This window comes from Hafnia paralvei (genome assembly GCF_020150375.1).
Classification (GTDB): Bacteria; Pseudomonadota; Gammaproteobacteria; order Enterobacterales; family Enterobacteriaceae; genus Hafnia; species Hafnia paralvei.
On record NZ_CP083737.1, the window covers coordinates 3143428 to 3166563 of the forward strand.

Here is a 23136-nt window from a genome sequence, read left to right on the forward strand (position 1 = left end):
AAGATTGATGGCGAGTTTTATTTAGATGCCGCGAGAACTTTAGTTACACTATCCCTAAGAGTGACTAAGGCAGATTGATAATGAAGAAAAATAAAACGATCAGCGGTGAGGATGCCGCACTGTTTCGTGAGTCCATCAGCGGCGCACGTAAGATCGCGCAAGACACCGTGGTACATCGCCCTAAGCGCAGTACCCGAAAAATTGCGCCTGAAAAAATGCTGCAAGAACAAATTGACGCTAGCTTCTATTTTTCCGATGAATTTCAACCGCAGCTCGACAGTGATGGGCCAACGCGTTATATCCGGCCTGACGCCAATCATTTTGAGCTAAAGAAACTGCGCCGCGGCGATTATTCACCCGAATTATTTTTAGATCTGCATGGGCTCACCCAAATGCAGGCTAAGCAAGAATTAGGTGCGCTGATCGCCGCCTGCCGCCGTGAACACGTCCACTGTGCCTGCGTCATGCACGGACACGGTAAACACGTCCTCAAACAGCAAACGCCGCTCTGGCTAGCTCAGCACCCAGACGTTGTTGCATTTCATCAGGCGTCACGTGAATGGGGAGGAGATGCCGCCTTATTAGTGCTGATAGAAATCGACGAGCGTGAAGAGCGCCGCTGATGCAGCAAAAATGATGAATATTACAGGGTTAGGCGGTTTCAAGTTGCAGAGAGGCGGTAATAGAGTCAGCCCCTAAAACTTACATTGGTAAGTGGTTAGGGCGCATCCACGCATCTGCAGCTTGAAAGATGAAGTGGATATTAAGCCTTAGCCATCACCTGCGCGGGTCCAACCTGCCAGTCAAACACGCCACGCTCTGTGGTTACGTCAAAAGAAACGCCGGCAATAGCCGAAGTGGCAAACATGGGAGGGGCTTCTTCAGGGCACAGTTCTGAAACCAGATAACCCACCAACGGCAGATGAGAGATAACCAGTACGCTACCGATACCCGTTTTGGCCAGTGCCTCGAGATAGCAACCCACCATAGCAGCATCGCCGCCCGGCGTGAGCTCCGGCATCACTTCAACATCGTCCGGTAATGCCAGTCCTTCGCGTACTGCCGCTAGCGTTTGCTGGGCGCGCAGATAAGGGCTCACCAAAACCTTTTCAATCTCACATGATTGCGTTTGTAGCCAAGAGGCCATACAGACTGATTCATCGTGACCACGGGTCGTCAGAGGCCTGATTGAATCGCTAGCTGCTTCGAGAGCGGCCTCACCATGACGCATAATAAAAACTTGCATATTGCACCGCTATTGTTGGCTGAATCCTACACCGTTTCGCCGATTGGCGTGTAAACGGTCGGGCATTCTGCCTGATTCGACACAGAATTAACACGCAAAAGTGATGCGCATTAATCACGCGGACTGGATCGCTTCCGCGTGGGGTAGAGATAACAGCACACATAACAGCTGTTTATCTTTTATCCAATATCTAAATATACTACTAAACGGAGCGTGGCGCACCTGCCCCACTCCGTTAGCCCAACGCCGTAAACTACCCTGAGCAGAATTATCTGTACAGAGTCTGACCGTGAAAGAGTTGCAAGCAGTGATCGGCCTCTCATTCCCAAATAAAGACTCACAGCCAAACGATCTTCATTTCTCTATGCAACTCTGATGGTTACAAATAAAAGCGCTGATTTTGCTCTTGCATTGCCAATAACTTGTCACATGGAGCGAAATGCGAACCATAGCGTTGAGCTAATGTTTGCAGCGTATTGACAACGTTATCAATACCTAAGCGATCCATATAGCGGAATGGACCACCGAGGAATGGCGGGAAACCTATACCAAATACTGCGCCAATATCACCATCGCGCGCACTGCGGATAATATTTTCATCCAAGCAGCGTGCCGCTTCGTTGAGCATCAGCATGACGCAGCGCTGGAAAATTTCTTTTTCATTCATTTGCGGTTTTGGCGTCACTCGCAACAATGGGTAAACCGATACATCCACCTCTTTTTTCCCTTTTTTGCCCTTGTTCTTGTAGAGATAGAACCCTCGACCATTCTTGCGTCCTTTGCGGTCATCCTGAATCAACGCATCAAATGCCGGCGGAGCAGCAAATCGATCGCCTAATTCAGCCACCAAAATAGGGATAATTTTCGTACCAACGTCGATCCCAACTTCATCTAGCAGAGCAAATGGTCCAATAGGGAATCCCCCTTTCACCATCGCTTGATCGATGCCGTTGATCGATTCGCCCTCTAACAGACAGCGTGCCGCCTCACTGATATACGGGGCCAAAATACGGTTTACATAGAAACCGGCGCGATCGCCAACGACGATCGCCGTTTTCCCCTGCTTTTGTGCTAGAGCAACCGTGGTAGCAATAGTGACTTCGCTAGTTCCCGCATGCGGAATGACTTCTACCAACGGCATTTTATCGACTGGACTAAAATAGTGCAGACCAATCACCTGCTCTGGTCTTTGTGATAACGCCGCGATTTGAGCAATAGGTAAAGAAGAGGTATTCGATGCGAAAACCGTATGCGGCGCACAATAGCGCTCAACGTCCGCCACCATTTGCTGCTTGAGCTTAAGATCCTCAAACACCGCCTCAATCACCACATCCATCTGATGAAAACCGCTATAGTCTGTGCAACCTGATAACAGTTGCATCTGTTTTTGTCGCTCAGATGGGCGCATACGACGAGCGCGAACCCGCTTGGTCAACGCATCCCAGCTGTAGCTTAACGCGTGGCTAATCCCCTTCTCGCTAATATCTTTGATGCGCACAGGTAAACCGCCTCGTATTGCTGTCACACAGGCAATCCCTCCGCCCATCAGCCCGCCGCCCAAGACACCTACGTGGCGTATAGCCTGTGGCTTAGCAGTGCCTCCAGCCTCTTTCTTCAGCGAAGTAGAAGCAAAGAATAAACTTCGCAGCGCGGCGGACTCAGGCGTCATCACTAATTCACCAAAGGCCTTAGCCTCTGCCTCGTAGCCGCTGGTGCTGCCGTGCTCCAAGCCTTGACGTACGACCTGAATGATTTTTTCCGCCGCGGGATAGTTGCCCTGTGTTTTCGCTAAGGTTTTCTTACGCACGATGTTAAACAGCAGAGAACGCCCCAGAGGGCCATTCAGCAAGCGCTCCATCACTGGCAGTTCAGGGCGCGTGCGCCAGCCCTGTCGCGCCAGTTGAATCGCGCTTTCCAACAGGATCGAGGCGGGAACGGCATCATCTACCAACCCCATCTTCAGCGCCTGTTTAGCGCGAACATGTCGCCCCGTCAGCATCAAGTCCAATGCCTGTGAAGCACCAATCAAACGTGGCAACCGCTGAGTGCCACCCGATCCTGGCAATAAACCGAGCTGTACTTCGGGTAGTCCCAGCGCAGTTTTGTCATCTAAAGAACAGATTCTGCGGTGGCAAGCTAACGCGAGCTCTAAACCGCCCCCTAGGCAGGCACCATGAATGGCGGCAACCACGGGAATAGACAGCGCGGCGATCTTCGCCAGCGTAACCTGCCCTTTCTGTGCCAGCATGCGTGCCTGCTGCTCGCTTTGGCACGCATCAAGCATGGTGATATCGGCACCGGCAATAAACGAATCAGGTTTGCCCGAGATAATCACCAAGCCCTGAAGCTTATGTTTTTGCGCCTGTTGTAAAACGTCATCCACCTGCTGAACAAATTCGGCTTTCAACGTATTCACGCGCTCATCCGGCACATCGATGGTGATAAGACCAATGTCGTTATCCACTACGCTAAAGCGGAAGGCGCTTGGCTTAGCGTCCTGCATGAGAGGGTATTCTTGTGCAGACATTACTCCACCTCCACGATCATGGCAGCGCCGAGGCCACCCGCGGCGCAGGCCGTGGTTAGGCCAAGACCACCGCCGCGACGACGCAGTTCATTCAACGTTTGGGTAATCATACGAGCGCCAGTGGCAGCAAATGGGTGCCCATAGGCAATTGAGCCGCCTAGAACGTTGAATTTATCCATGTCGACTTCACCAATCGCGCGATCACGCCCAAGTTTTTCACGCGCAAATTCATCGCTGGCAAACATTTTCAGGTTCGCCAGCGTTTGCGATGCAAAAGCTTCATGCATATCGATTAAGGTTAAATCCTGCAGCGTGATCCCCGCGCGGTCTAGTGCCAGCGGCGTTGCATATGATGGCCCGAGCAGCATGTCCTCCCAAACATCGATGGCAGAAAAAGCAAAACTGCGCAGGTAGCCTAGCGGTGTCAGCCCAAGTTCACGGGCGCGGGACTCACTCATCATCAGCACTGCGGCGGCACCGTCGGTTAAAGGAGTACTGTTGGCCGCCGTAACGCTACCGTGGCGGCGATCAAACGCAGGTTTCAGCTTGCTATAGGAAGCTAAAGTGGAATCGCCACGCACGTTGTTGTCTTTATCCAGCGACTGCTGGTACGGAGGAATATAGGCGGTGATCACTTCATCGCGCAGCACGCCGGATTCCCATGCTTTGGCCGCCAAAGTATGAGAACGGTGCGCCAAGGCATCTTGTTCCTCTCGGCTAATATGGTGGCTTTTCGCCATTTGCTCTGCAGTATCCCCCATGCGCAAACCGGTTGAATACTCAGCGACCGCGGGAGGAACAGGAAGTAAATCACGCAGTTTCAGCTTACTGAACAACTTGAGCCGCTGAGACAACGTTCGGGCTTTATTGGCATCGACCAGCGTGCGCGCTAAAGCCTTGCTCACGCCGATGGGCAGCACTGAGGAAGAATCCGCACCACCGGCAATACCGACAGAAATTGAGCCAGCCATAATGCTCTCTGCCACATTGGCGATCGCTTGAAAGCTGGTAGCGCAGGCACGCGATACGCTGTAGGCATCGGTGTGAATACTCATTCCGGTGCCTAACACGATTTCACGTGCAATATTCGGCGCTTCGGGCATCTGCACAACCTGACCAAAAACCAACTGATCGATAACGTCAGGAGAAATATTACTGCGAGCCAACAGCTCACTCACCACCATATTGCCTAACTCTACGGCCGGAATTCCATGAAATGCGGTGGCTTGGCGGGCAAACGGCGTTCTCAGCCCCTGCACAATGGCAATACGATCACCCGAACGGGTTGTCAAAGCCAACGGGGATGATAAAGGAAGTGCCTGACTCATTTTGAGCTCCTGCGCAATACGATAAAAATATTAAAAATGTAACCATTCCCTGAATTGTAAAGACCACGGAGCGCGATACCTGCGTGGCATTTAGTAAACAGGTCTGACCTGATGACGTAAATTCTTAACCCAATTTTTACATTTCGCAAACAAGAAAAGGCAAAAACTGAGAGCAGGAACAGGTTTCTTTGCGGGAGAAAGAGGGGTCAGTGAAAAAGGTATGTCGGAATCGATATATTTAATGAATGTATTAATCAATAAAATCGAATTTATGTGATGAAGAAGGGGCGCTGGCAAAATATAAAAAAAGCACGACCGAAGTCGTGCTTAGAATATTACTTTCGATTAACCCGCGATTAACGCAGGCCGAGTTGAAAAATCAGGGTTTCCGCTTCACAAGCAAAAGTGAAATCAACGGTCAACTCATAGCCTTCCGCTTTTTTTACGATATTGCTTTTGATAACACAAGGATCGGATTCGATGCCGCGCGCTTTTTGTGTCAGTTGTTCCAGCATAGCTTTCGCATCAGCTTCCTGAGCAAAAACATTGCAATAGGATGCGGTGCAGTCGGTGTTATCCATGATGGTGCCGACATCAACGCAGCAGCAAGCTGCCGTTTCTTGTGCACTGCACTTTTTAATAGCATCAGTCATTTCAATCATCTCCTCGACGGGGAATAACCCCCACTTTATATCGCCAATTATGATCTGGCTCAAAAAATATAAAAACTGTGGGTATTTTACTCCTCTCCCACTACAGAGACTAGCGATATGCCATAGGAATGACACTTAGTGAGCAAAATCACATTATTTGCTGTTTATTTCCCCGCACTTGTAACCAGCTCTTTATTAGTTCCGTTGTTTTTTGTCACACGGATCTCTTTTTTTGAATCATTTTGGAAATATTTAATAAACATTCTTGCAACACACCAAGAGGTCAGACCTATACTCTGCTCACTGGTCTGATTTGTCAGATCGAACTCGGACCCTACAATCCGCGCTCATTGTTACAGTACGTAACATAGTTTAAATAAAACACACAATAATGAGGTTTCGGTCATGCGCCAGAAAAACCTGTTTACTAAGTCAGCATTAGCTGCAGCAGTGGCACTGCTTTCATCTAACGTCAATGCCGCTGGTTTCCAGCTGAATGAGTTCTCAGCCGCTGGCTTAGGCCGAGCCTATTCAGGTGAAGGTGCCATGGCTGATACCCCGGCATCTGCGAGCCGTAACCCGGCGCTGTTGAGCATGTACGATCGCCCAGCGATTTCCATCGGCGGCGTATTTATCGACCCAGACGTAGACATCTCAGGACGCTCTCCAAGCGGTCAGAGCCTGAATGCTAAAAATATTGCTCCAACGGCGTGGGTGCCTAACTTCCACTACGTGCAGCCCATCAACGATCAGTGGGCCGTGGGTGCATCTGTAACGTCAAACTACGGTTTGGCAACTGAATTCAACGATAACTACGCCGCTGGCTCTATGGGCGGTACTACCGACCTAACCACAGCGAACTTAAACCTCAGCGCAGCTTATCGTGCGAATGAACACTTCAGCTTCGGTTTAGGCTTTGATGCCGTATATGCGAAAGCTAAGATTGACCGCTATGCAGGTGACCTGCCACTGCTTATTGGCAGCAAACTTCCCCCTCCGTACAACAGCATGGTCGGTCAGATCCCAGCCAACACACAGATCTCACATCTGAAAGGCGACGAATGGGGCTTTGGCTGGAACGCGGGTATTCTGTATGAAGTGGATGAAAATAACCGCTTTGGCCTGACCTATCGCTCTGAAGTTAAAATCGATTTCGACGGCGACTATCGTAGCGACCTGCCAACCAGCGTGAACGCATTAGCAAATCAGTTCGGTATCCAAGGTTTACCAATGGGCACCGGCGGAGCCACCGTACCAGGTTCTTTAACGCTGAATCTGCCTGAAATGTGGGAAATCTCTGGCTACCACAAAGTGGCACCACAGTGGGCTGTCCACTACAGCATGGCCTACACCAGTTGGAGTCAGTTCCAAGAGCTGAAAGCCAAGGGATCAAACGGTCAGACCTTGTTCTATAAAGATGAAGGCTTCAAAGATGCCTACCGCATCGCGATTGGTACTACCTACTTCTACGATGACAACTGGACGTTCCGTACCGGTATTGCCTTTGACGATAGCCCAGTACCTGCCGGCACACGCTCTATCTCTATCCCAGATCAGGATCGTGCTTGGATCAGTGCGGGTACCAGTTACGCATTCAACAAAGATGCATCTGTTGACGTCGGTGTTTCCTACATGCATGGTTCAAAAGTTACCATCAATGAAGGGCCGTATGAGTTCAAATCTGTAGGTAAGGCATGGTTGTACGGTGCTAACTTCAACTACGCGTTCTAATTTTTAAAACGAGTAGACATTAAAAGCGCCCTTTTAGGGTAATGCTGGTCACTTAAGCGAGATTTTAGGGGAAGTACACCGATGGGGTCGTAGCAGCTTTAGCTGCCGGAGCGCCCCGCGGTGTGCTAGCCCCGTGTATCTCGATCTCTTAAACGATCAGCATTACCCTTTTAGGGCGCTTTTTCATTAAGAACAGCGGCAATCTATTCAGACGTAAAAAAAGCGCCCTAAGGCGCTTCTTTACGATCTATCCATCAGTTTGAATCAATGTCTTTCAAATCATCCTGAATCGCTGAGGCATTTGGATTGGTTGGCGCAACCAATTCACCACCGGTTGCCAAGAAATCATTACGCTGGAAATACGCTTCGCGCATAAAGAGATACGGATCTGAAGAATTCTTCAGCAAGCCATCGGAATCCAATAGCTGTGCTCGAGTCTCTATACCTTCGATGGCCCATTTACCTGCTGACATCCAGAAGGTCAGCCAGCTTAACGCTGGATAGACATAGTCGACATAATTACCACCGTCCTGACGTGGGGTCGCGCTGCCGTAGCCCGGAAGCACCACGTATGGGCCATATGGCACATCATAGTAACCTAATGTGCTACCGAAACGATGGGGTTCCTGCTTCGCCAGTTTAGGGTTTGCCATTGATGCGACGTCCATGAACCCCCCCATGCCGAGAATGGTATTCAGGAAGAAGCGGTTAAAGTGTACAAATCCATCGTAAACATTACCTTCAAGGAAACTGTTCACCATGCTAGCAGGTTCTTCAAGGTTGCTCGTGAAGTTCGCAATCCCCGAGCGAGCAGGAACAGGCACATAGTCACGCCAAGCTACGGCTACAGGCCGTAACAAATACGGATCCAGATAATTGTAGTTCACGCTAAACATCGCACGGTTAAAACCTTCCAGCGGGTCCGAACGCCCTTGAACTGAATCCGATGCATTTGTAGCACACCCAACCAGCAATACGCTTGCCAGAGCCACTCCTGTCAGCCGAAGTTTCATATCCTTCTCCATGAAAAGGGATCGCTGATGACAGGCTGTCAATCTTATCCCGCCGTCAACGATCCACATATTTTTATTCTGATCTTATTCATGCCCAAAGACTGTTTTTGCAATGGGCGATTTATGGTACTTGATGTTCAATCTGTACGCTAATCTGACTCTCTTTATTATAGGGCATAACCGCACTTTCACCGAACCAGTCACCTGATTGTGGATTGGCTAAACCATCTCGAGAGATGCGTGCACGAACTTTCACCTGTTTTTGCGCCGACAGTAAACGTTCTGGCATCATGGCATTGGCATCAGATAATGAAACTGTCACAGGGAAATGACCCAGTGGCAACTGCTTCACCGCAACAGGTATTGGTGTTGCACCATCAGTAACTGAAACCACCAAGACCGCCGTTGGCGGTAGCTGGCGCTCAACGTCAGGCGACAGATTAATGGTGACGTTCAGTAGGCTATTATCCTCACCAGACTGCACTTTGGCTTGTTCAATGCTGCGCTTTAGCACTTCACGACGACTATCGTTGGCAGGTAATGTTTTCAACATCATCTCCCACGCACCAATCGCCTTCTTATAATCGCCCTGTTCGAAAGCATTAAATGCCAGCAGGCTTAGCACCCGCACGTCTTCATGATTACGCGCCATCATATCGCGCAGCATGTCGGCTGCCTGTTTATTATCTTCTGGATCGCTAGAACGGGTGAGCACTTCCGCGTACCCCAGCGCAACCTCAGGCTCATTCGGCGCCAACTGGTAGGCGTGAGAGAAGGCCTGAGTCGCGGTCGTCGCGTTATTTAATGCCATACCGATTCGGCCTAACATAACCCAATCGGCCACATTACGCGGATCGGTCTGCAGCTCAGTACGCAACCCTAAGCCTAAACGAGCAATTTCTTCCATCGTCAGCGGCTGCTTGTCTTCATTCATGACCCGCTCGCGCAGCGAAGGCATTTCACTCATCACTAAATTCCAGCCTTGAACCTGAGCTAATCCGCCGGTTTTCAAATAAAAACCGACTGAAATCAGTACAAGGACGACGACGCCAGGCAGCAGCACCCAGCGGTTGAGTGGCTCAGGTTTGGCCTTTTCCGCATGAGGTACATCAGACAGCAGGTTTTGTTGAAGCTCTTCGATCATCGCCTGACGCTCAGCAACCACACCCTGCTCTTCGTCTTGCTCCAACTCTTTTAATCGCTGATGGTAAAAACGTGTGTTTAAACGATCGCGATCTTCTGGTAAATCACGCTGAGGCTGACGTAACACCGGAACCAGCAGCAACGCAGCGGCGGCGATCAGCAGCACTAAAACTATTAACCAAAATGCCATTATCAATGTTCCCTGTCGCTGTCGTTAAGAAGCTGCTTTAATCGTTGTTTCTCAGCATCGCTTAGCGTATCACCTAAAACCTCCGGTTCCTCTGGGCGACGGCGACGAGCGCGTGTAATCACTACGATGGCCCCCAGCAGGACAAACAATGCAGGGCCAGCCCAAAGAATCACGGTCGCGGCAGTTAACGGTGGCTCATAGGTCACAAAATTACCGTAGCGGGCCACCATATATTCAGTAATCTGCTTGTTGGTGTAGCCTTTTTCCATCAGCTCATACACTTTCTGGCGCATGTCTGCAGCAATGATTGCATTGGAATCCGCAATGCTGTTGTTCTGACATTTCGGGCAGCGCAACTGCTCAGTTAATTCGCGGTATTGCTGTTCTTGCTCCACGCTTTTAAAACTATAAGTATCAATCGCCGCCCAAGCGCTAACGGAGAGCATAACGCCGATCAACATGCTGGCTAATCTTATTGCTCGCATTATTTAGCTCCTTCATATTGGCGGTATAAAGGTTCGATTTCCTGTTGCCAAACGCGATCGTTAAGATCTCCCGCATGACGATAACGGATGATCCCATTGCCATCGATCAGGAAAGTCTCAGGAGCGCCATATACACCAAGATCAAGTCCCAGCATGCCGTCGCCGTCGTAAAGACTCAGCGCATAGGGATTGCCCAAATCATTGAGCCATTTCACGGCTTTTTGACGGTCATCCTTATAGTTTAACCCCACCACGCGTATCCCTTTCGCCGCCAGCTTATTGAGATACTGATGTTCGGCGTAGCAGGTCGGACACCAGGTCGCCCACACGTTGAGCAACATCGGTTTGCCATCGTGCAATACACTCTGATCGAAGGTTTTACCCGGCTTATCCAGAGACTCCAGCTTAAACTCGGGAACCGGTTTACCAATCAGCGCCGACTCCAACATGGTGGGATCTTCACCGCCGGCATTACGCTGAAGCTGGATCACAAACGCCAGCACCAGCAACATAAATAAAACTAACGGGATAAAGAGCAGCTTACGATTCATGCTGTTTTCTCCAGTTTTTCTTGTTCGCGCTCTTCCTTACGACGTGAACGATAGCGTGGGTCGAGAATGCAAAGCACACCGCCAATCGCCATTAACACACCGCCGTACCAAATCCAACGTACAAAAGGTTTGTAGTACAGGCGAACCGCCCATGCGCCGTCATCCAGTTCTTCACCCAGCGCCGCATATAAATCGCGTGTTAAACCGCCGTCAATGGCAGCCTCAGTCATCATGCTACGCGCAGTAGCGTAATAGCGTTTTTCAGCCCGTAGCGTCGCTTCTGGTTTTCCATCGCGAGTAACGTCAATAATACCTACGCCGCCAGTATAGTTAGGGCCTTTAATATCGTGAACGTCGCGGAATACAAAGTGATAATTGTGAATATCGACGCTATCTCCCGACTTCATTCGAACATCGCGTTCGATGCTATAGCTTTGGCTAAACGCGATACCAATCACCGTCACCGCGACACCAAGATGGCCTAACACCATACCCCAATGACTACGTGGCAGTTTGGTAAGACCTTTCCAGAAGCCATAACGATGTGTCGCACGCTCGTGCAGTTCCATCAACGTCAGGATAACGACCCAGAACGCCATCAACAGACCCACAACCGTCATGCCTTCAACGCGATCCTGCATCAACCACGGCAATACGACGGAAAGGATCACGGTGACAATCATTGCCATCAGCAGGCGCTTCCAGAATTTTGCCGGCTCATCACGACGCCAGCGCACCAGAGGACCAACCCCGAGCAGTAATGCAAACGGCGCCATCAGCCAAGTGAACATTGAATTGAAGAAAGGTTCACCAATCGAAATACTGCCCAAGCCAAGCTGCTTATGTACCAACGGCAATAACGTGCCCAACAACACCACTAACATTGCGGCAACCAGCAACACGTTATTACCCAGCAAGAAGGTTTCACGTGAAAACACTTCATGTTGAGTGCGACTACGTACCTGTGCACCCTTCACGGCATACAACAGTAAAGAGCCACCGATCACGATCACCAAATACGCCAAAATGAACATTCCACGCGCCGGATCGGAGGCAAACGAGTGCACGGATACCAAGACCCCCGAGCGCACCAAAAACGTTCCTAGCAAACACAGAGAGAATGCAGTAATGGCGAGGAGAACTGTCCACGCTTTGAAAGTGCCACGCTTTTCAGTAACCGCCAGTGAATGCAGCAACGCCGTACCCGCCAGCCAAGGCATAAAGGAGGCATTTTCTACCGGGTCCCAGAACCACCAGCCGCCCCACCCGAGTTCGTAATAGGCCCAAGCAGAACCTAAAACGATCCCCATGGTAAGGAATACCCATGCTGCCGTTGTCCAAGGACGTGACCAGCGTGCCCATGCGGTATCTAAGCGCCCCGCCATCAGCGAGGCAATCGAGAAGGCAAAAGCGACCGAGAATCCAACGTAACCCATATACAGCAACGGTGGATGGAAAATCAAACCGATATCCTGCAACAGCGGATTCAAATCGCTGCCGTCAATCGGGAAATTCGGTAGGGTGCGAGTAAACGGATTCGAAGTAAGAATGATGAATAGCAGGAAGCCTACGTTAATCATCCCCATCACCGACAACACTCGCGCCACGGAATCTTGTGGCATGCTACGGCTAAACAGCGCAACGGCAAGGGTCCAACAACTGAGTAGCAGAACCCAAAGCAGCAGCGATCCTTCATGCGCGCCCCACGTGGCCGCAATACGGAAATAAACCGGTAGTTGCGTATTGGAGTTCGCTGCTACATAAGAAACAGTAAAATCGTTAGTGATAAAGGCATACACCAAACAGCCAAAAGAAACTGCAATGCTGAAGAACAGTCCGTAGGTCAACGGTCGTGCCGACGACATCATGCGCACATCTTGTCTAGCTGCGCCCCAAAGCGGATAAATGCTCAGCAACACGGACAGCGCGAGAGAAAGCGCCAGTAGGAAGTTACCAATTTCAGGGATCATGGCTGCGGGCTCCCCGCATCAGAACTACCGCCGTTTTGTTGGTAGGCGTCTGCTGGGCGATTATGGTTTTGCTCCATCGCTTCTTTTACCTCTGGGGGCGTATATTTTTCATCATGTTTTGCCAGAACTTCTTTGGCGTGCACCACGTTATTTTCGCCCATGACGCCTTGTGCCACTACGCCCTGCCCTTCACGGAACAGATCCGGCAGAATGCCTTCGTAGGTCACACCGATAGCGCCGTGAGCATCGTAGATTTTGAATGACACCTTCAGGCTTTGCTGATCGCGTTTCACCGAACCCGGCATTACCATGCCGCCAATACGTAAGCGCTGACCCACTTCAGGTTTTTCATGATTTTCGCCTTTACCCTGCAAAATTTCTGTTGGGGTATAAAATAGGTCAATGTTGGAGCGCAATGCGTAAAGAACCAGAGTTATTGTCACACCGAGGCCAAGTAAGACAACAATGGCCAGATACAAGCGGCTCTTGCGACGTGGATTCATAAAGACTGCTCTCCTTGTGAAACTGACGAAGCGCGTTGTTGACCTTGCGCTTGTTTAATACGTTGCTCGCGCGCCTGATGACGACGAATCTCCGTCAAAATTTGTCGACGTTGCCAGCGGGTATGGCATACCAGCAACAGTAAAGGAATGAGGGTTGCGGCAACGGACAGCCATACGTAAAACGCATAACCGCCCATGGCAAAGAAGTCCTGCCACGATGAAAATGCGGGGGTCATCAGGAACGCTCCTTGTGCTGATTATTCTGGCGAGTATTCACTAACGCATTCACCCACGGACGGCGGCGCTCCTGCATTAAGATCAGATTACGCAAACGCATTAACGTCAGGGTTATAAAGAAGAAAAGATAACCGAAGATAGCCCAACGCAACGGATAGCGCATGCTTGGGTCAATGGTGTTTTGCATGTTGGTAGACCCTTGATGAAGGGTATTCCACCACTCAACGGAGAAATGAATAATCGGCAGATTTACCACGCCAACCAGCACCAAAATGCCTGCTGCACGACCTGCGGTGCGGCGATCCTCAAACGCGTTGTACAATGCGATAGCGCCCAGATACAGGAACAGCAACACGAGCTCAGAAGTTAATCGCGCATCCCAAACCCACCACGTTCCCCACATTGGCTTGCCCCAAGCAGAGCCCGTTGCGAGCGCAATAAAGGTGAAAACCGCGCCTACAGGTGCCATTGCAGCACTCACAAGATCGGACATTTTCATCTGCCAAACTAAGCCGATAAACGCCGCAATTGCCATGGAAGCATAAATCCCCATCGACCAAATAGCCGCTGGAACATGGATGTACATAATGCGATAGCTATTGCCCTGTTGATAGTCGGACGGTGCGAACCCAAAGCCCCAGATCCAGCCAATCAATAGACACGCCGCCCCAGCTAATCCTAGCCATGGCACAAACTTACCGCACAGATGATAAAGCCGTTCAGGCTTAGCAAGCTGATGAAGCCATTTCCACATTGAGATTTATGCTCACAAAACGAAAAGTCACTGTTTCGACTTTGATGTCGAAACCCCATAAAAAGGCGCTGTCTTGTACTACCTGCAGGCTCTTTTCAGACAATCTATCTTATACGGTGTTACTTATTATTGACCTATTAGTCTGAGCGATATTATCGCTGACAAACAAAACGGTTTTTCAAATCGTTGAATTCGGTTTCATCGAACAAGTTACTGCACGCTGACACGGAGCGCTGCCGCTGCTGCAAACGGTGAAAGTGTAACGCTTCCCGCTAGCATCGCGCCTAAGATAGCGAGATATCCACCAATAGGCATACCCATCGAGGCCGCATCAATCGCAGAGGTCGCAAAAATTAAAATAGGAATATAGAGAGGAAGCACCAGCAGACTGAGTAATACTCCACCCTTGCGTAACCCCACCGTGAGTGCGACACCTATCGAACCAATAAAACTGAGCGTTGGCGTTCCCAACAGAAGGGTTAAAGCCACTGCCCACCACGTCGCAAAATCGAAAGAAAGCAAAAGCGCGACCAACGGAGACAAGATCAGCAGTGGCAGGCCGGTCACTAACCAATGAGCAAATACCTTCGCTAACACCGTTAATGCTAACGGCGACGGCGTTAACATGAGTTGTTCTAGCGTGCCGTCCAGATAATCATCTTTAAACAGACGCTCCAAAGACAAAAGCGCAGCTAACAATGCAGCCACCCACACAACACCAGGCGCAATGCGCGCAAGCAACTGCGGCTCGGGGCCGATGCTGAGAGGGAACAGCGTGATCACGATTAAAAAGAACCACAGCGGATTAATAATTTCAGCGCCGTTGCGAAAGGCAATTTTTAACTCACGTCGCAGTATGGTTCCGATCATCGCGAAACTTCCTCGCCGCTCAAACGCAGCTTACGCATGCGATAATCCAGATCCTGATGGGTCGTCAGCAAAATAATGCCTCCCGCCTGCGTATGTTTCTCGAATAATGCGATCAGCTTCGCTACCCCAGACTTATCAATCGCGGTTAGCGGCTCATCCAAGATCCATAGTGTTGCCTTACTCAACCACAGTCGCGCTAATGCCACTCGCCGTTGCTGTCCCGCAGAGAGCTGAGCGACTGGCACATCTTCATAGCCAATTAAATCAACCTGAGCCAAAGCATCCCAAATGGCATCTTGGTTATGTTCACCCTGTACCGCTTGATAAAACGCGAGGTTTTCAAAAGGCGTCAGCACCGATTTCACACCGGCCTGATGGCCAAGGTAAATCATCTGCTGTTGGTACTCTTCACGCTGTTTACGAATAGATTTTTGCTGCCACTGAATATCACCGCGGTCAGGCTGGGACAAACCGGCAATCATCCGAAGCAGGGTCGTTTTGCCAGCTCCGTTAGGGCCTTCTATTTGTACCATTTCGCCCGCTTCCACCTGAAAACTGAGCTGGCTAAACAGCACACGCTCGTCACGGCTACAGGCTAAAAGGGAGATATTCAACATCGAAGAAACCATTCCTATCATCGGGGTAACGCATCATATCATAAGCCTATAGCTGCTCGTACCCCGTAACACGAGTGATGCCTACCTACATGGAGGTAAAATTGTGGTTCAAATCAATAACTGACCCATCGCCTATGAGTCGCGTCTATCCCTCCAATAATTCAAGTTGCAGAAGGGCGACAAGTGAGTGATTACTCGGGTGAACCACGCACATGCAACTTGAAGTATGACGGGGATATACATCTATCATCCCAGCGAAGATTAAATCTGGCATACGTCAATTTTTATATCGATTCTTGATATTTCAAAAATCGGCACAAAAAATGCTGAGCACAATTCAAACTTTTCTCCTGTGGTTGCCCCTTATGATTTTGCTATTCAAACAGGAGAATTATGATGAAAAAAACGGTATTAGCACTTACGTTGGCAGGTTTGTTTCTTTCACCGACCGTTTGGTCGGCCACATCAGGGATAACGTTGGATGGGCATTCACTCACGCTGGAAGATGCATGGGAAATTGCTTATTCAAACAAAGAGGTTCACATCGCCCCCGCGGCAATGAAAAAGGTTGAAGAAGCCAATCAGCTCTTAATGACGGCAGCCAGCAAAGGGATCCCCGTCTATGGTTTAACCGTCGGCGTGGGGTTGAATAAGGATAAATCCCTGTTTGATGCCCACGGAAAACTCACACCAGAAGCCATTGCCGCATCAAAAGCCTTCAACGTTAACGCGCTTCGAGCTCATGGCGCGGGTATTGGCCCAGCGATGCCCGATGAACTTGTGCGCATGGCGATGGTTATCCGACTCAATACGTTACTCGTAGGCAGAACCGGTGCTCAGCCACAGGTAGCGACCCTATACCAACAACTGCTCAATAACCATATTACGCCCGTCGTGCCTTCACAAGGCTCCGTTGGGGAAGCCGATATCACTCTGGCCTCCCATATCGGCGATGTCATGATGGGAGAGTGGAAAGTTCACGTAAATGGTCATGAACAGGATGCAGCCAGCGCATTACAGGCAGCAGGGATCACAAAACTCGATCCTATCGGTAAAGATGCCCTCTCTATTTTATCGACCAACGCGATCTCCGCTGCATACTCAGCACAAGCGCTGCTCGCCGCTAAACAAATAATTAATGTCACTCCTGAGGTATTTGGATTATCACTCGAAGGTCTGAATGGCAACGTTGCGCCATTTCTGCCACAAAGCCTTAGCGTTCGTCCATTCCCTGGCGTCCAGGATACAGCCAAAGTGATGCGTGAGGTGCTTAAAGGTTCTTATCTCTGGCAACATCAGGATGGGCGAGCATTACAAGATCCACTCTCCTACCGAACCACGGTGTTTGTTCTCAATGAGGCACATAAAGAGTGGGCTGAAGCTTATCAAATGCTGTCGATTCAGATGAACAGCTCAGACGATAACCCTGCGGTGATCGTCAACGCCGATAAATCGTTAATAGAGAATAGCCAGGTTGCGCAGTACTACGTCCACGATGGCAAAGTAAATGGTGCGATCTTCCCAACGTCGAATTTCGAACCACTCCCGCTGACGCTGGCCATTCAAAACCTATCCGTCGCCATGGGTCACTTGGCACATAACAGCGTACAAAGAACCCTACATCTTTCCGACGATCACTTCACCGGTCTAAGCCGATTCCTCGCGGGTGAGGAAAATAATGGACACGCTTTCGGTGCAATTCAAAAGCCGCAGGTTGCTATGCTCGCGGATATCCGTTCGCTGGTGAATCCAGTATCGCTCGATGGCCAACCTATGGCTGGCAGTATTGAAGATACCTACACCAATAATTTACAGGCCTCCACTCGACTGACCAAAATTGCCGATGACATGCGCTACATCTATGGCCTTGAGCTGTTACATGCGAGTCAAGCAATCGACCTGCGTAAACATAAAAATCCTGACATCACGCTGGGCGAGCAGACAGGTAAGCTCTACAGCAGCTATCGTGAAAAAGTGAAATTCGTCGATAAAGATCGCATCTTCAGCGATGACATCGAGAATTCAGCCAAACTCCTGCAACAGTACCCTGCACTACCGTTGATTCGTGAGGGGCACAATGAATAACAAAATCAATAACTCTCGTCGTAATTTTATTACCAAAGGGACGTTGTTGACGACTGGGGCCGCGTTTGCGGCCTTTTCCGGTTCGGTCAGCGCCGCATCATGTAGCAACGACAACGCTATTCGCTATCACCGTGTTTATGACGTCATTGTAGTCGGAAGCGGTTTTGCCGGATTAGCCGCCGCGCTTGAGGCTGTCAATCTCGGCCGCAGCGTATTAGTCATCGATAAAATGCCCGTTTGTGGTGGAAACTCAACGATTAACGGTGGAGCTGTCGCGGTAGCAAACTCGCCTCTGCAGCAAAAAGAGGGCATCGTTGACTCGCCTGAACTCATGTACAAAGACATGTTAAAAGCAGGTCGAGGTCTCAACGACAAAGAGCAGTTAACTATTCTGGTCAATAACACAACTGCCGCCTATGAATTTACATTGAAACATGGGGTGGTCTATAAACCGTTTGTGCAACATTTTGGCGGGCACTCCGTACCCCGCACACTACAAACGGTCGAAAGTTCTGGCGCCGGAATTGTCATGCCATTGAAAAATTCAGCGATGAGACTGGGAGTCATGTTCCGTACTCGCTGCAAACTGCTAGGTTTTGACCAAAATGCACAAGGCCGCGTGATCGGTATTTCGGTTCGTGATGGCTACCGCTTTCCTGACGAAACCAGCGGTGAAATTCGCCATTACGGCGCTCGCTACGGCGTCGTAATGTGTTCTGGGGGATTCTCCAACGATCTCCGCTTCAGAAAAATGCAAAACCCTCGGCTAGATGAAAAAGTTGACTCAACCAATCATCCAGGAGCCACCTCAGAGTGCCTAGTACAAATGTTACGTATCGGCGCTATTCCCGTGCAACTTGATCTGATCCAGCTTGGCCCTTGGTCATCTCCCGATGAAAAAGGCTTCGGCTATGTTTCTCAGTTCAACACCATCTCCGGCTTTCCTAACGGCATTATGGTCAACCCACGTACAGCAAAGCGCTTTACCAATGAATTGGCCGACCGTAAAGAGCGCGAAGACGGCATTCTGGCACAGGTTGATCAGGACGGTAATCCTCTTTACCCCATCTGCTTTACCACGCTCGATGGCGCGAAACAGGCTCAAAGTTTAACCCATGCACTGCATTATAAGGTGGCTTGGCAATTCGATACCCTACAGCAATTAGCCGATCACTTTGGCATGCCCTACGCCACGTTAAAGTCAGAAGTGGATGAATACAACGCGGCTGTTGCCCGTAAAGGAGGTGACCGCATGCATAAAGATGTCAGCCGTGCCGTTCCGCTAGATAAGGGCCCATTTGTTGCTGTTCGAGTTTGGCCGAAAGTCCATTATGTGATGGGAGGCGTAAAAATTAACGTCAAAGCAGAGGTTTTAAACGCTGCTGATAGTACCCCGATTCCTGGGCTGTATGCAGCAGGCGAAGCGACTGCTGGCTCCCACGGAGGAAGTCGATTAGGAAGTTGTGCCGTCGCCGACTGTTTGGTTTATGGCCGCATTGCCGGCGCCAGCGTAGGTGCCGCAGAACCCTGCGATGATTTCCCCGCCACAGACAAGGATGCCTGAGATGACAAAACAACTTTTATTTTTTTTAGTGATGGTTATCAGTTGCTTGAGTCTGAACTGTGCCGCTGCCGACAACACTGCCAACAATGAAGCCCTATACCATGACAAGCTAAATAGCATGCACGCCAAGCCCTATCACCAAACGCTAGAGGCCATGGGAAAAGATAATTCATGTCAGCTATGTCACGGCACTAAAACGCCGGTATCTTCGCCGAATGACAGCAATTGTCTGAATTGTCATGGTTCACGCGATCAGGTGGCGGCACTAACGCTACCGGATCCAAAAGACAAAAATGCGGAGCCCAATCCGCACAACTCAATTCACTATGGCAAAGATGCTTCTTGCACCATGTGCCATAACGAGCACAAACCTTCAGAGATCTATTGTAATAACTGCCATCTCTTTAAATATCCCAACATGAAACCTTAAGGGATCGCTATGACTAATTTATCTATGAAACACCAGATAAAGCGCGGTCTGCTTTTTGCGATACTCTTACTTTCACAAGTATATGCTTGGGCCGCCCCACCCGCGCTTTCCGTCACCGCCAGCCAGCAGAATCAGTCATGCTTAAGCTGCCATTCCGATACTGATATTCACAGCATCGTGACATCTAAAGCACACGATAAGTTACAGCTCTCTGCCGAGGATTATCAAGAAAGTGTTCATGGTGGATTACCCTGTATTGCCTGCCATCAAAGCGCACCAAACAGCCAAGGTTTTGATGCTACGCCACACCAATTGGCGCCGCAGCAAAATACACGCTGTGAGGGCTGCCATGCGGTAATGCTGCACAACACCATCACCGCCGAAAATGCGAGCGTGCATCAACAGAAAATAGAGCAAGGACAATTCACCTGCACGGCATGCCATGATGCACATACCATGAGCAGCGGAGTTATCTCTCATCCGAGTAAAACGCAAATAGCCAAAAGCAATCAGACGTGCATAAACTGTCACTCAAGAGCCGGCGTTTATTCACAGCTCGCCAAAGGCAAATCTGCAACAAAACAGGATTTGGCGCATAAAATGCTGCCCTACTCAGAACAGCATTTGGCTAGCTTACGCTGCATCGATTGCCACGTTGCGGCGAATGATGAAACCTTGCACAAAATCTTACCGGCCTCTCAAGCCGTCACCTGCGAACAATGTCACAGCAATTCTGCCCTACTCATCCAAAGGCAAAAAACAGATATCGCGCTGTTTCCCTCAACGCCTGGGAGCTTATTAGGGAAAGGATTATTTGATGACAGCCAATTACAGAAGAAACTGGCAAACCTACCTGTAACGGGTGAAAAAACGGAACAGGTACAAACGGTTAAAGGTACACTCTTTAGTAATACTTATATGATCGGCAGTAATGGCAGCAATCATTGGGATAAACTTTACCTTTATGCACTGGTGACATTCATTGGTTTATTGATCTGCCATGGCCTTGGTCGAGTTATCGGCAGGAAACTGTTGAAGCGCTCACATGAAAATGCCAGTGAAGATAAAATATATCTTTATACTTTATTAGTCAGATGTTGGCATTGGCTTAATGCACTGTGCTGTATCACGCTGCTCGTCAGCGGTATCGCCTTGCATTTTGTGACTCAACGATTCGCCACATGGGTAAATATTCACAATATTGCAGGGCTCACACTCTGTGCTATTTGGGTCTTATTCATCATTGCGGCTCTTTCAGGTAACGGTCACCATTATCTCGTTCGTTGGCGGGGAATTTCAGCTAGGCTTTACCGACAAACTCGCTATTACCTCATCGGTATTTTCCGAGGAGAACCACATCCTGAGCATCCAAGTCAGCAGAGCAAATTTAATATCCTGCAGCAGCTTGGCTACATAGGCATTATGTTTGCGCTGGTACCGTTGCTCATTGTCAGCGGCCTGTTGATGCTTTTCCCTGAGTACTCACCGACTAAGATATTCGGTTGGCCAGGAAAACAGATTATTGCCTACCTGCATTATGCACTTGCATTAATCATGCTGATGTTTGTGATAGTTCACCTTTACCTTTGTACCACTGGCGATTCATTAGGTGCATTGATTAAAGGAATGATTGATGGTTTTCATCGTAGTAAAAAGATGAAATAACCCAAACAGCAGTGCTGATTTTAAGCATTAAAAAAGTCAAAGAGTTCGCTCTTTGACTTTTTATTTCCCTCAAATTAGTTTTATCGAGCTGAGATCCTTAGCTTTTTTATCTTGCTATACAGCGTATTACTATTAATCCCTAGGATCTGCGCCGCGCCATTTTTACCTGATATTTTCCCATTGGCTTGGCGTAGCGCCTTTATAATATGCTCACGCATCGCATCCTCTAGAGGTAAAAGCCCCCCCTGCGCTTTTATTTTAGGTAAATCGCATATCAACTCCCCACCGGGAAATGAGATGCTTGAATTCTCAATCACATGAATTAGCTCGCTAATATTTCCAGGCCATTGATAGTCCCATAGCATTTTTTTCGTTTCTGGACTAAATATCGGAATTTTATTTGCACCGTGGTGAGTTAGCTTCAATGACAGATAGTGCGTTAGCAATAACGGGATGTCTTGATGTCGATATCGTAAAGGAGGAAGCGTGATTTCTAAGCAGAGAATATGGTGATGATACTGGCTGGACAAATAATTATGATGTAATGCTTCGCTGTATCGCTCAGTTTGAATAGAGATGGTCTTAACATGACAAACCCCGGGATAACGACTCATCAACTCCAACACCATCATTTGCCAACGCTTCGGCAGAGAAAATAATTCATAGACCAGTAGGGTTCCACCATGCAATGGCAAAAAATACTTAATATCTGGCATATCTTCCCAATCAATATCGATGCATTCTTTTGTCTTATCGGTTGATGATATATAGATTAACTGATGATTTCTCACATCTAGAATACCATAGCCCCCTTTTTCATCGGCGACTTCACGTATGTATGAAGCAATACTTTTTTTCCCTACGCCATGTTCTCCAAAAATCAAAATGGGTGATTGACTACATGCCAGTATTTTCAATGATGAATAAAACTTCGATAATTCGACATTATTTGGACTAACAATGAACCGCTCATCGCTATGTGAAAACGTTGAAGGCATGCAAGTGGGAACAACTGAATATTTAGCTCGTGGCTCTAAAAGGTTATGCTGCAAAAGAGTAATAAATGAAAGTAGCGAAAACTCACCACGAACAGCCTCAATCAAGGCCACATGCTCAGTAGCATAAGCTTGAGGCTGATAACTAAAAAAACCAACGGCCCCTAAACGAATACCATCTAACGACATCCTCATAAGAATGATTGACTTAATATTTCTAAATCCCCTTCCTACGACATATTCAGTTAATAAATCCTGTTTTAGATCATTAATGAGTTGGATTTCAATATTCTGATTTTTCTCAAACTGCTCGGCAATATACTCGGGTATTGGAATCAAATCACGCTTAAGCCGCGCCGCTTTATGAGAAGACAATGCAATAAACTGTATACTACGAATATCGTGTCGGTAATAATTCAGAAAAATACCATCACAGCTAAAATCCTCCGGAATGGCATGAATACACGCCTGCATTGACTTCTCAATTTGGGCACTGCTACACAAAGCGGTATGTAAGAATGATATAGCGCTATCCATAGGCCACCTAACTCACGTCAACGTTCTATAAATTAATCTAAT

Annotated in this window: 21 protein-coding genes; 6 read left to right on the forward strand and 15 right to left on the reverse strand. The window is 48.9% G+C overall.

Features of this window, described 5'->3' with window-relative positions; genetic code table 11:
* Positions 1 to 80 precede the first annotated feature (80 nt).
* The gene (smrB, locus tag K9N75_RS14790; RefSeq protein ID WP_008814074.1) at positions 81 to 623 is read left to right on the forward strand and encodes an endonuclease SmrB; all 543 of its coding nucleotides are present in this window, start codon (positions 81 to 83) and stop codon (positions 621 to 623) included.
* A 140-nt stretch (positions 624 to 763) separates the two neighbouring features.
* Here smrB and sixA read toward each other — a convergent pair whose 3' ends face one another.
* From sixA to K9N75_RS14810, 4 genes are all read right to left on the reverse strand, one after another.
* A complete protein-coding gene (gene sixA / locus K9N75_RS14795) occupies positions 764 to 1246 on the reverse strand; it encodes a phosphohistidine phosphatase SixA (protein WP_224451782.1) in 483 nt (160 codons plus the stop codon).
* Between the two features lie 379 nt (positions 1247 to 1625).
* Positions 1626 to 3773, reverse strand: a complete 2148-nt coding sequence (fadJ, locus tag K9N75_RS14800; protein WP_130955351.1) for a fatty acid oxidation complex subunit alpha FadJ — start codon at positions 3771 to 3773, stop codon at positions 1626 to 1628.
* Positions 3773 to 5101: an acetyl-CoA C-acyltransferase FadI gene (fadI, locus tag K9N75_RS14805; RefSeq protein ID WP_039185402.1), complete on the reverse strand. Its 1329-nt coding sequence runs from the start codon at positions 5099 to 5101 to the stop codon at positions 3773 to 3775. The genes fadJ and fadI overlap by 1 nt, the downstream gene beginning before the upstream one ends.
* A 356-nt stretch (positions 5102 to 5457) precedes the next feature.
* Positions 5458 to 5754 (reverse strand): YfcZ/YiiS family protein, encoded by a 297-nt coding sequence (locus K9N75_RS14810; protein WP_008814078.1) that lies wholly within the window; start codon positions 5752 to 5754, stop codon positions 5458 to 5460.
* A 405-nt stretch (positions 5755 to 6159) separates the two neighbouring features.
* Here K9N75_RS14810 and fadL point away from each other — a divergent pair, with 405 nt between their 5' ends.
* Positions 6160 to 7485: a long-chain fatty acid transporter FadL gene (gene fadL, locus K9N75_RS14815; RefSeq protein WP_008814079.1), complete on the forward strand. Its 1326-nt coding sequence runs from the start codon at positions 6160 to 6162 to the stop codon at positions 7483 to 7485.
* 254 nt (positions 7486 to 7739) lie between these two features.
* Here the strand turns inward: fadL and mlaA are convergent, their stop codons facing one another.
* The 10 genes from mlaA to ccmA form a co-directional block, all read right to left on the reverse strand.
* A complete protein-coding gene (mlaA, locus tag K9N75_RS14820; protein WP_039185400.1) occupies positions 7740 to 8498 on the reverse strand; it encodes a phospholipid-binding lipoprotein MlaA in 759 nt (252 codons plus the stop codon).
* Positions 8499 to 8619: 121 nt separating this feature from the next.
* Positions 8620 to 9831 carry a c-type cytochrome biogenesis protein CcmI gene (gene ccmI / locus K9N75_RS14825; protein WP_039185397.1) on the reverse strand — a complete coding sequence of 404 codons (1212 nt, stop codon included), beginning with the start codon at positions 9829 to 9831 and terminating at the stop codon, positions 8620 to 8622.
* Between the two features lie 2 nt (positions 9832 to 9833).
* A complete protein-coding gene (locus tag K9N75_RS14830) occupies positions 9834 to 10307 on the reverse strand; it encodes a cytochrome c-type biogenesis protein (RefSeq protein WP_174705395.1) in 474 nt (157 codons plus the stop codon).
* Positions 10308 to 10315: 8 nt separating this feature from the next.
* The gene (locus K9N75_RS14835; RefSeq protein ID WP_008814083.1) at positions 10316 to 10867 is read right to left on the reverse strand and encodes a DsbE family thiol:disulfide interchange protein; all 552 of its coding nucleotides are present in this window, start codon (positions 10865 to 10867) and stop codon (positions 10316 to 10318) included.
* On the reverse strand, positions 10864 to 12837 hold the full coding sequence (locus K9N75_RS14840; protein WP_130996542.1) for a heme lyase CcmF/NrfE family subunit: 1974 nt from the start codon (positions 12835 to 12837) through the stop codon (positions 10864 to 10866). Before K9N75_RS14840 ends, K9N75_RS14835 begins: the two co-directional genes overlap by 4 nt.
* The gene (ccmE, locus tag K9N75_RS14845) at positions 12834 to 13340 is read right to left on the reverse strand and encodes a cytochrome c maturation protein CcmE (RefSeq protein ID WP_008814085.1); all 507 of its coding nucleotides are present in this window, start codon (positions 13338 to 13340) and stop codon (positions 12834 to 12836) included. Before ccmE ends, K9N75_RS14840 begins: the two co-directional genes overlap by 4 nt.
* A complete protein-coding gene (ccmD, locus tag K9N75_RS14850) occupies positions 13337 to 13576 on the reverse strand; it encodes a heme exporter protein CcmD (RefSeq protein ID WP_008814086.1) in 240 nt (79 codons plus the stop codon). Before ccmD ends, ccmE begins: the two co-directional genes overlap by 4 nt.
* Positions 13576 to 14331, reverse strand: coding sequence for a heme ABC transporter permease (locus K9N75_RS14855; RefSeq protein ID WP_008814087.1), 756 nt, complete (start codon positions 14329 to 14331; stop codon positions 13576 to 13578). Before K9N75_RS14855 ends, ccmD begins: the two co-directional genes overlap by 1 nt.
* Positions 14332 to 14541: 210 nt before the next feature.
* Positions 14542 to 15201 carry a heme exporter protein CcmB gene (gene ccmB, locus K9N75_RS14860; protein ID WP_008814088.1) on the reverse strand — a complete coding sequence of 220 codons (660 nt, stop codon included), beginning with the start codon at positions 15199 to 15201 and terminating at the stop codon, positions 14542 to 14544.
* On the reverse strand, positions 15198 to 15818 hold the full coding sequence (gene ccmA, locus K9N75_RS14865; protein WP_008814089.1) for a cytochrome c biogenesis heme-transporting ATPase CcmA: 621 nt from the start codon (positions 15816 to 15818) through the stop codon (positions 15198 to 15200). Before ccmA ends, ccmB begins: the two co-directional genes overlap by 4 nt.
* Before the next feature lie 393 nt (positions 15819 to 16211).
* Between ccmA and K9N75_RS14870 the strand changes: the two genes are divergently transcribed.
* The 4 genes from K9N75_RS14870 to phsC are packed head-to-tail and all read left to right on the forward strand — an operon-like array spanning position 16212 to position 21562.
* The gene (locus K9N75_RS14870; RefSeq protein ID WP_224451783.1) at positions 16212 to 17903 is read left to right on the forward strand and encodes an HAL/PAL/TAL family ammonia-lyase; all 1692 of its coding nucleotides are present in this window, start codon (positions 16212 to 16214) and stop codon (positions 17901 to 17903) included.
* Positions 17896 to 19467, forward strand: a complete 1572-nt coding sequence (locus K9N75_RS14875) for a flavocytochrome c (protein ID WP_039185387.1) — start codon at positions 17896 to 17898, stop codon at positions 19465 to 19467. Before K9N75_RS14870 ends, K9N75_RS14875 begins: the two co-directional genes overlap by 8 nt.
* 1 nt (position 19468) lies before the next feature.
* Positions 19469 to 19897 (forward strand): cytochrome c3 family protein, encoded by a 429-nt coding sequence (locus K9N75_RS14880; RefSeq protein ID WP_008814092.1) that lies wholly within the window; start codon positions 19469 to 19471, stop codon positions 19895 to 19897.
* A gap of 9 nt (positions 19898 to 19906) precedes the next feature.
* On the forward strand, positions 19907 to 21562 hold the full coding sequence (phsC, locus tag K9N75_RS14885; RefSeq protein WP_094189168.1) for a thiosulfate reductase cytochrome B subunit: 1656 nt from the start codon (positions 19907 to 19909) through the stop codon (positions 21560 to 21562).
* 80 nt (positions 21563 to 21642) lie between these two features.
* Here the strand turns inward: phsC and K9N75_RS14890 are convergent, their stop codons facing one another.
* The gene (locus tag K9N75_RS14890) at positions 21643 to 23094 is read right to left on the reverse strand and encodes an AAA-type ATPase lid domain-containing protein (protein ID WP_224451784.1); all 1452 of its coding nucleotides are present in this window, start codon (positions 23092 to 23094) and stop codon (positions 21643 to 21645) included.
* Positions 23095 to 23136: the final 42 nt, after the last annotated feature.

Bases quoted from the DNA above. Each gene is read 5' to 3' on its own strand.
- smrB (WP_008814074.1), top strand. From the start codon at position 81: ATGAAGAAAAATAAAACGATCAGCGGTGAGGATGCCGCACTGTTTCGT.
- sixA (WP_224451782.1), bottom strand. From the start codon at position 1,246: ATGCAAGTTTTTATTATGCGTCATGGTGAGGCCGCTCTCGAAGCAGCT.
- fadJ (WP_130955351.1), bottom strand. From the start codon at position 3,773: ATGTCTGCACAAGAATACCCTCTCATGCAGGACGCTAAGCCAAGCGCC.
- fadI (WP_039185402.1), bottom strand. From the start codon at position 5,101: ATGAGTCAGGCACTTCCTTTATCATCCCCGTTGGCTTTGACAACCCGT.
- K9N75_RS14810 (WP_008814078.1), bottom strand. From the start codon at position 5,754: ATGACTGATGCTATTAAAAAGTGCAGTGCACAAGAAACGGCAGCTTGC.
- fadL (WP_008814079.1), top strand. From the start codon at position 6,160: ATGCGCCAGAAAAACCTGTTTACTAAGTCAGCATTAGCTGCAGCAGTG.
- mlaA (WP_039185400.1), bottom strand. From the start codon at position 8,498: ATGAAACTTCGGCTGACAGGAGTGGCTCTGGCAAGCGTATTGCTGGTT.
- ccmI (WP_039185397.1), bottom strand. From the start codon at position 9,831: ATGGCATTTTGGTTAATAGTTTTAGTGCTGCTGATCGCCGCCGCTGCG.
- K9N75_RS14835 (WP_008814083.1), bottom strand. From the start codon at position 10,867: ATGAATCGTAAGCTGCTCTTTATCCCGTTAGTTTTATTTATGTTGCTG.
- K9N75_RS14840 (WP_130996542.1), bottom strand. From the start codon at position 12,837: ATGATCCCTGAAATTGGTAACTTCCTACTGGCGCTTTCTCTCGCGCTG.
- ccmE (WP_008814085.1), bottom strand. From the start codon at position 13,340: ATGAATCCACGTCGCAAGAGCCGCTTGTATCTGGCCATTGTTGTCTTA.
- ccmD (WP_008814086.1), bottom strand. From the start codon at position 13,576: ATGACCCCCGCATTTTCATCGTGGCAGGACTTCTTTGCCATGGGCGGT.
- K9N75_RS14855 (WP_008814087.1), bottom strand. From the start codon at position 14,331: ATGTGGAAATGGCTTCATCAGCTTGCTAAGCCTGAACGGCTTTATCAT.
- ccmB (WP_008814088.1), bottom strand. From the start codon at position 15,201: ATGATCGGAACCATACTGCGACGTGAGTTAAAAATTGCCTTTCGCAAC.
- ccmA (WP_008814089.1), bottom strand. From the start codon at position 15,818: ATGTTGAATATCTCCCTTTTAGCCTGTAGCCGTGACGAGCGTGTGCTG.
- K9N75_RS14870 (WP_224451783.1), top strand. From the start codon at position 16,212: ATGATGAAAAAAACGGTATTAGCACTTACGTTGGCAGGTTTGTTTCTT.
- K9N75_RS14875 (WP_039185387.1), top strand. From the start codon at position 17,896: ATGAATAACAAAATCAATAACTCTCGTCGTAATTTTATTACCAAAGGG.
- K9N75_RS14880 (WP_008814092.1), top strand. From the start codon at position 19,469: ATGACAAAACAACTTTTATTTTTTTTAGTGATGGTTATCAGTTGCTTG.
- phsC (WP_094189168.1), top strand. From the start codon at position 19,907: ATGACTAATTTATCTATGAAACACCAGATAAAGCGCGGTCTGCTTTTT.
- K9N75_RS14890 (WP_224451784.1), bottom strand. From the start codon at position 23,094: ATGGATAGCGCTATATCATTCTTACATACCGCTTTGTGTAGCAGTGCC.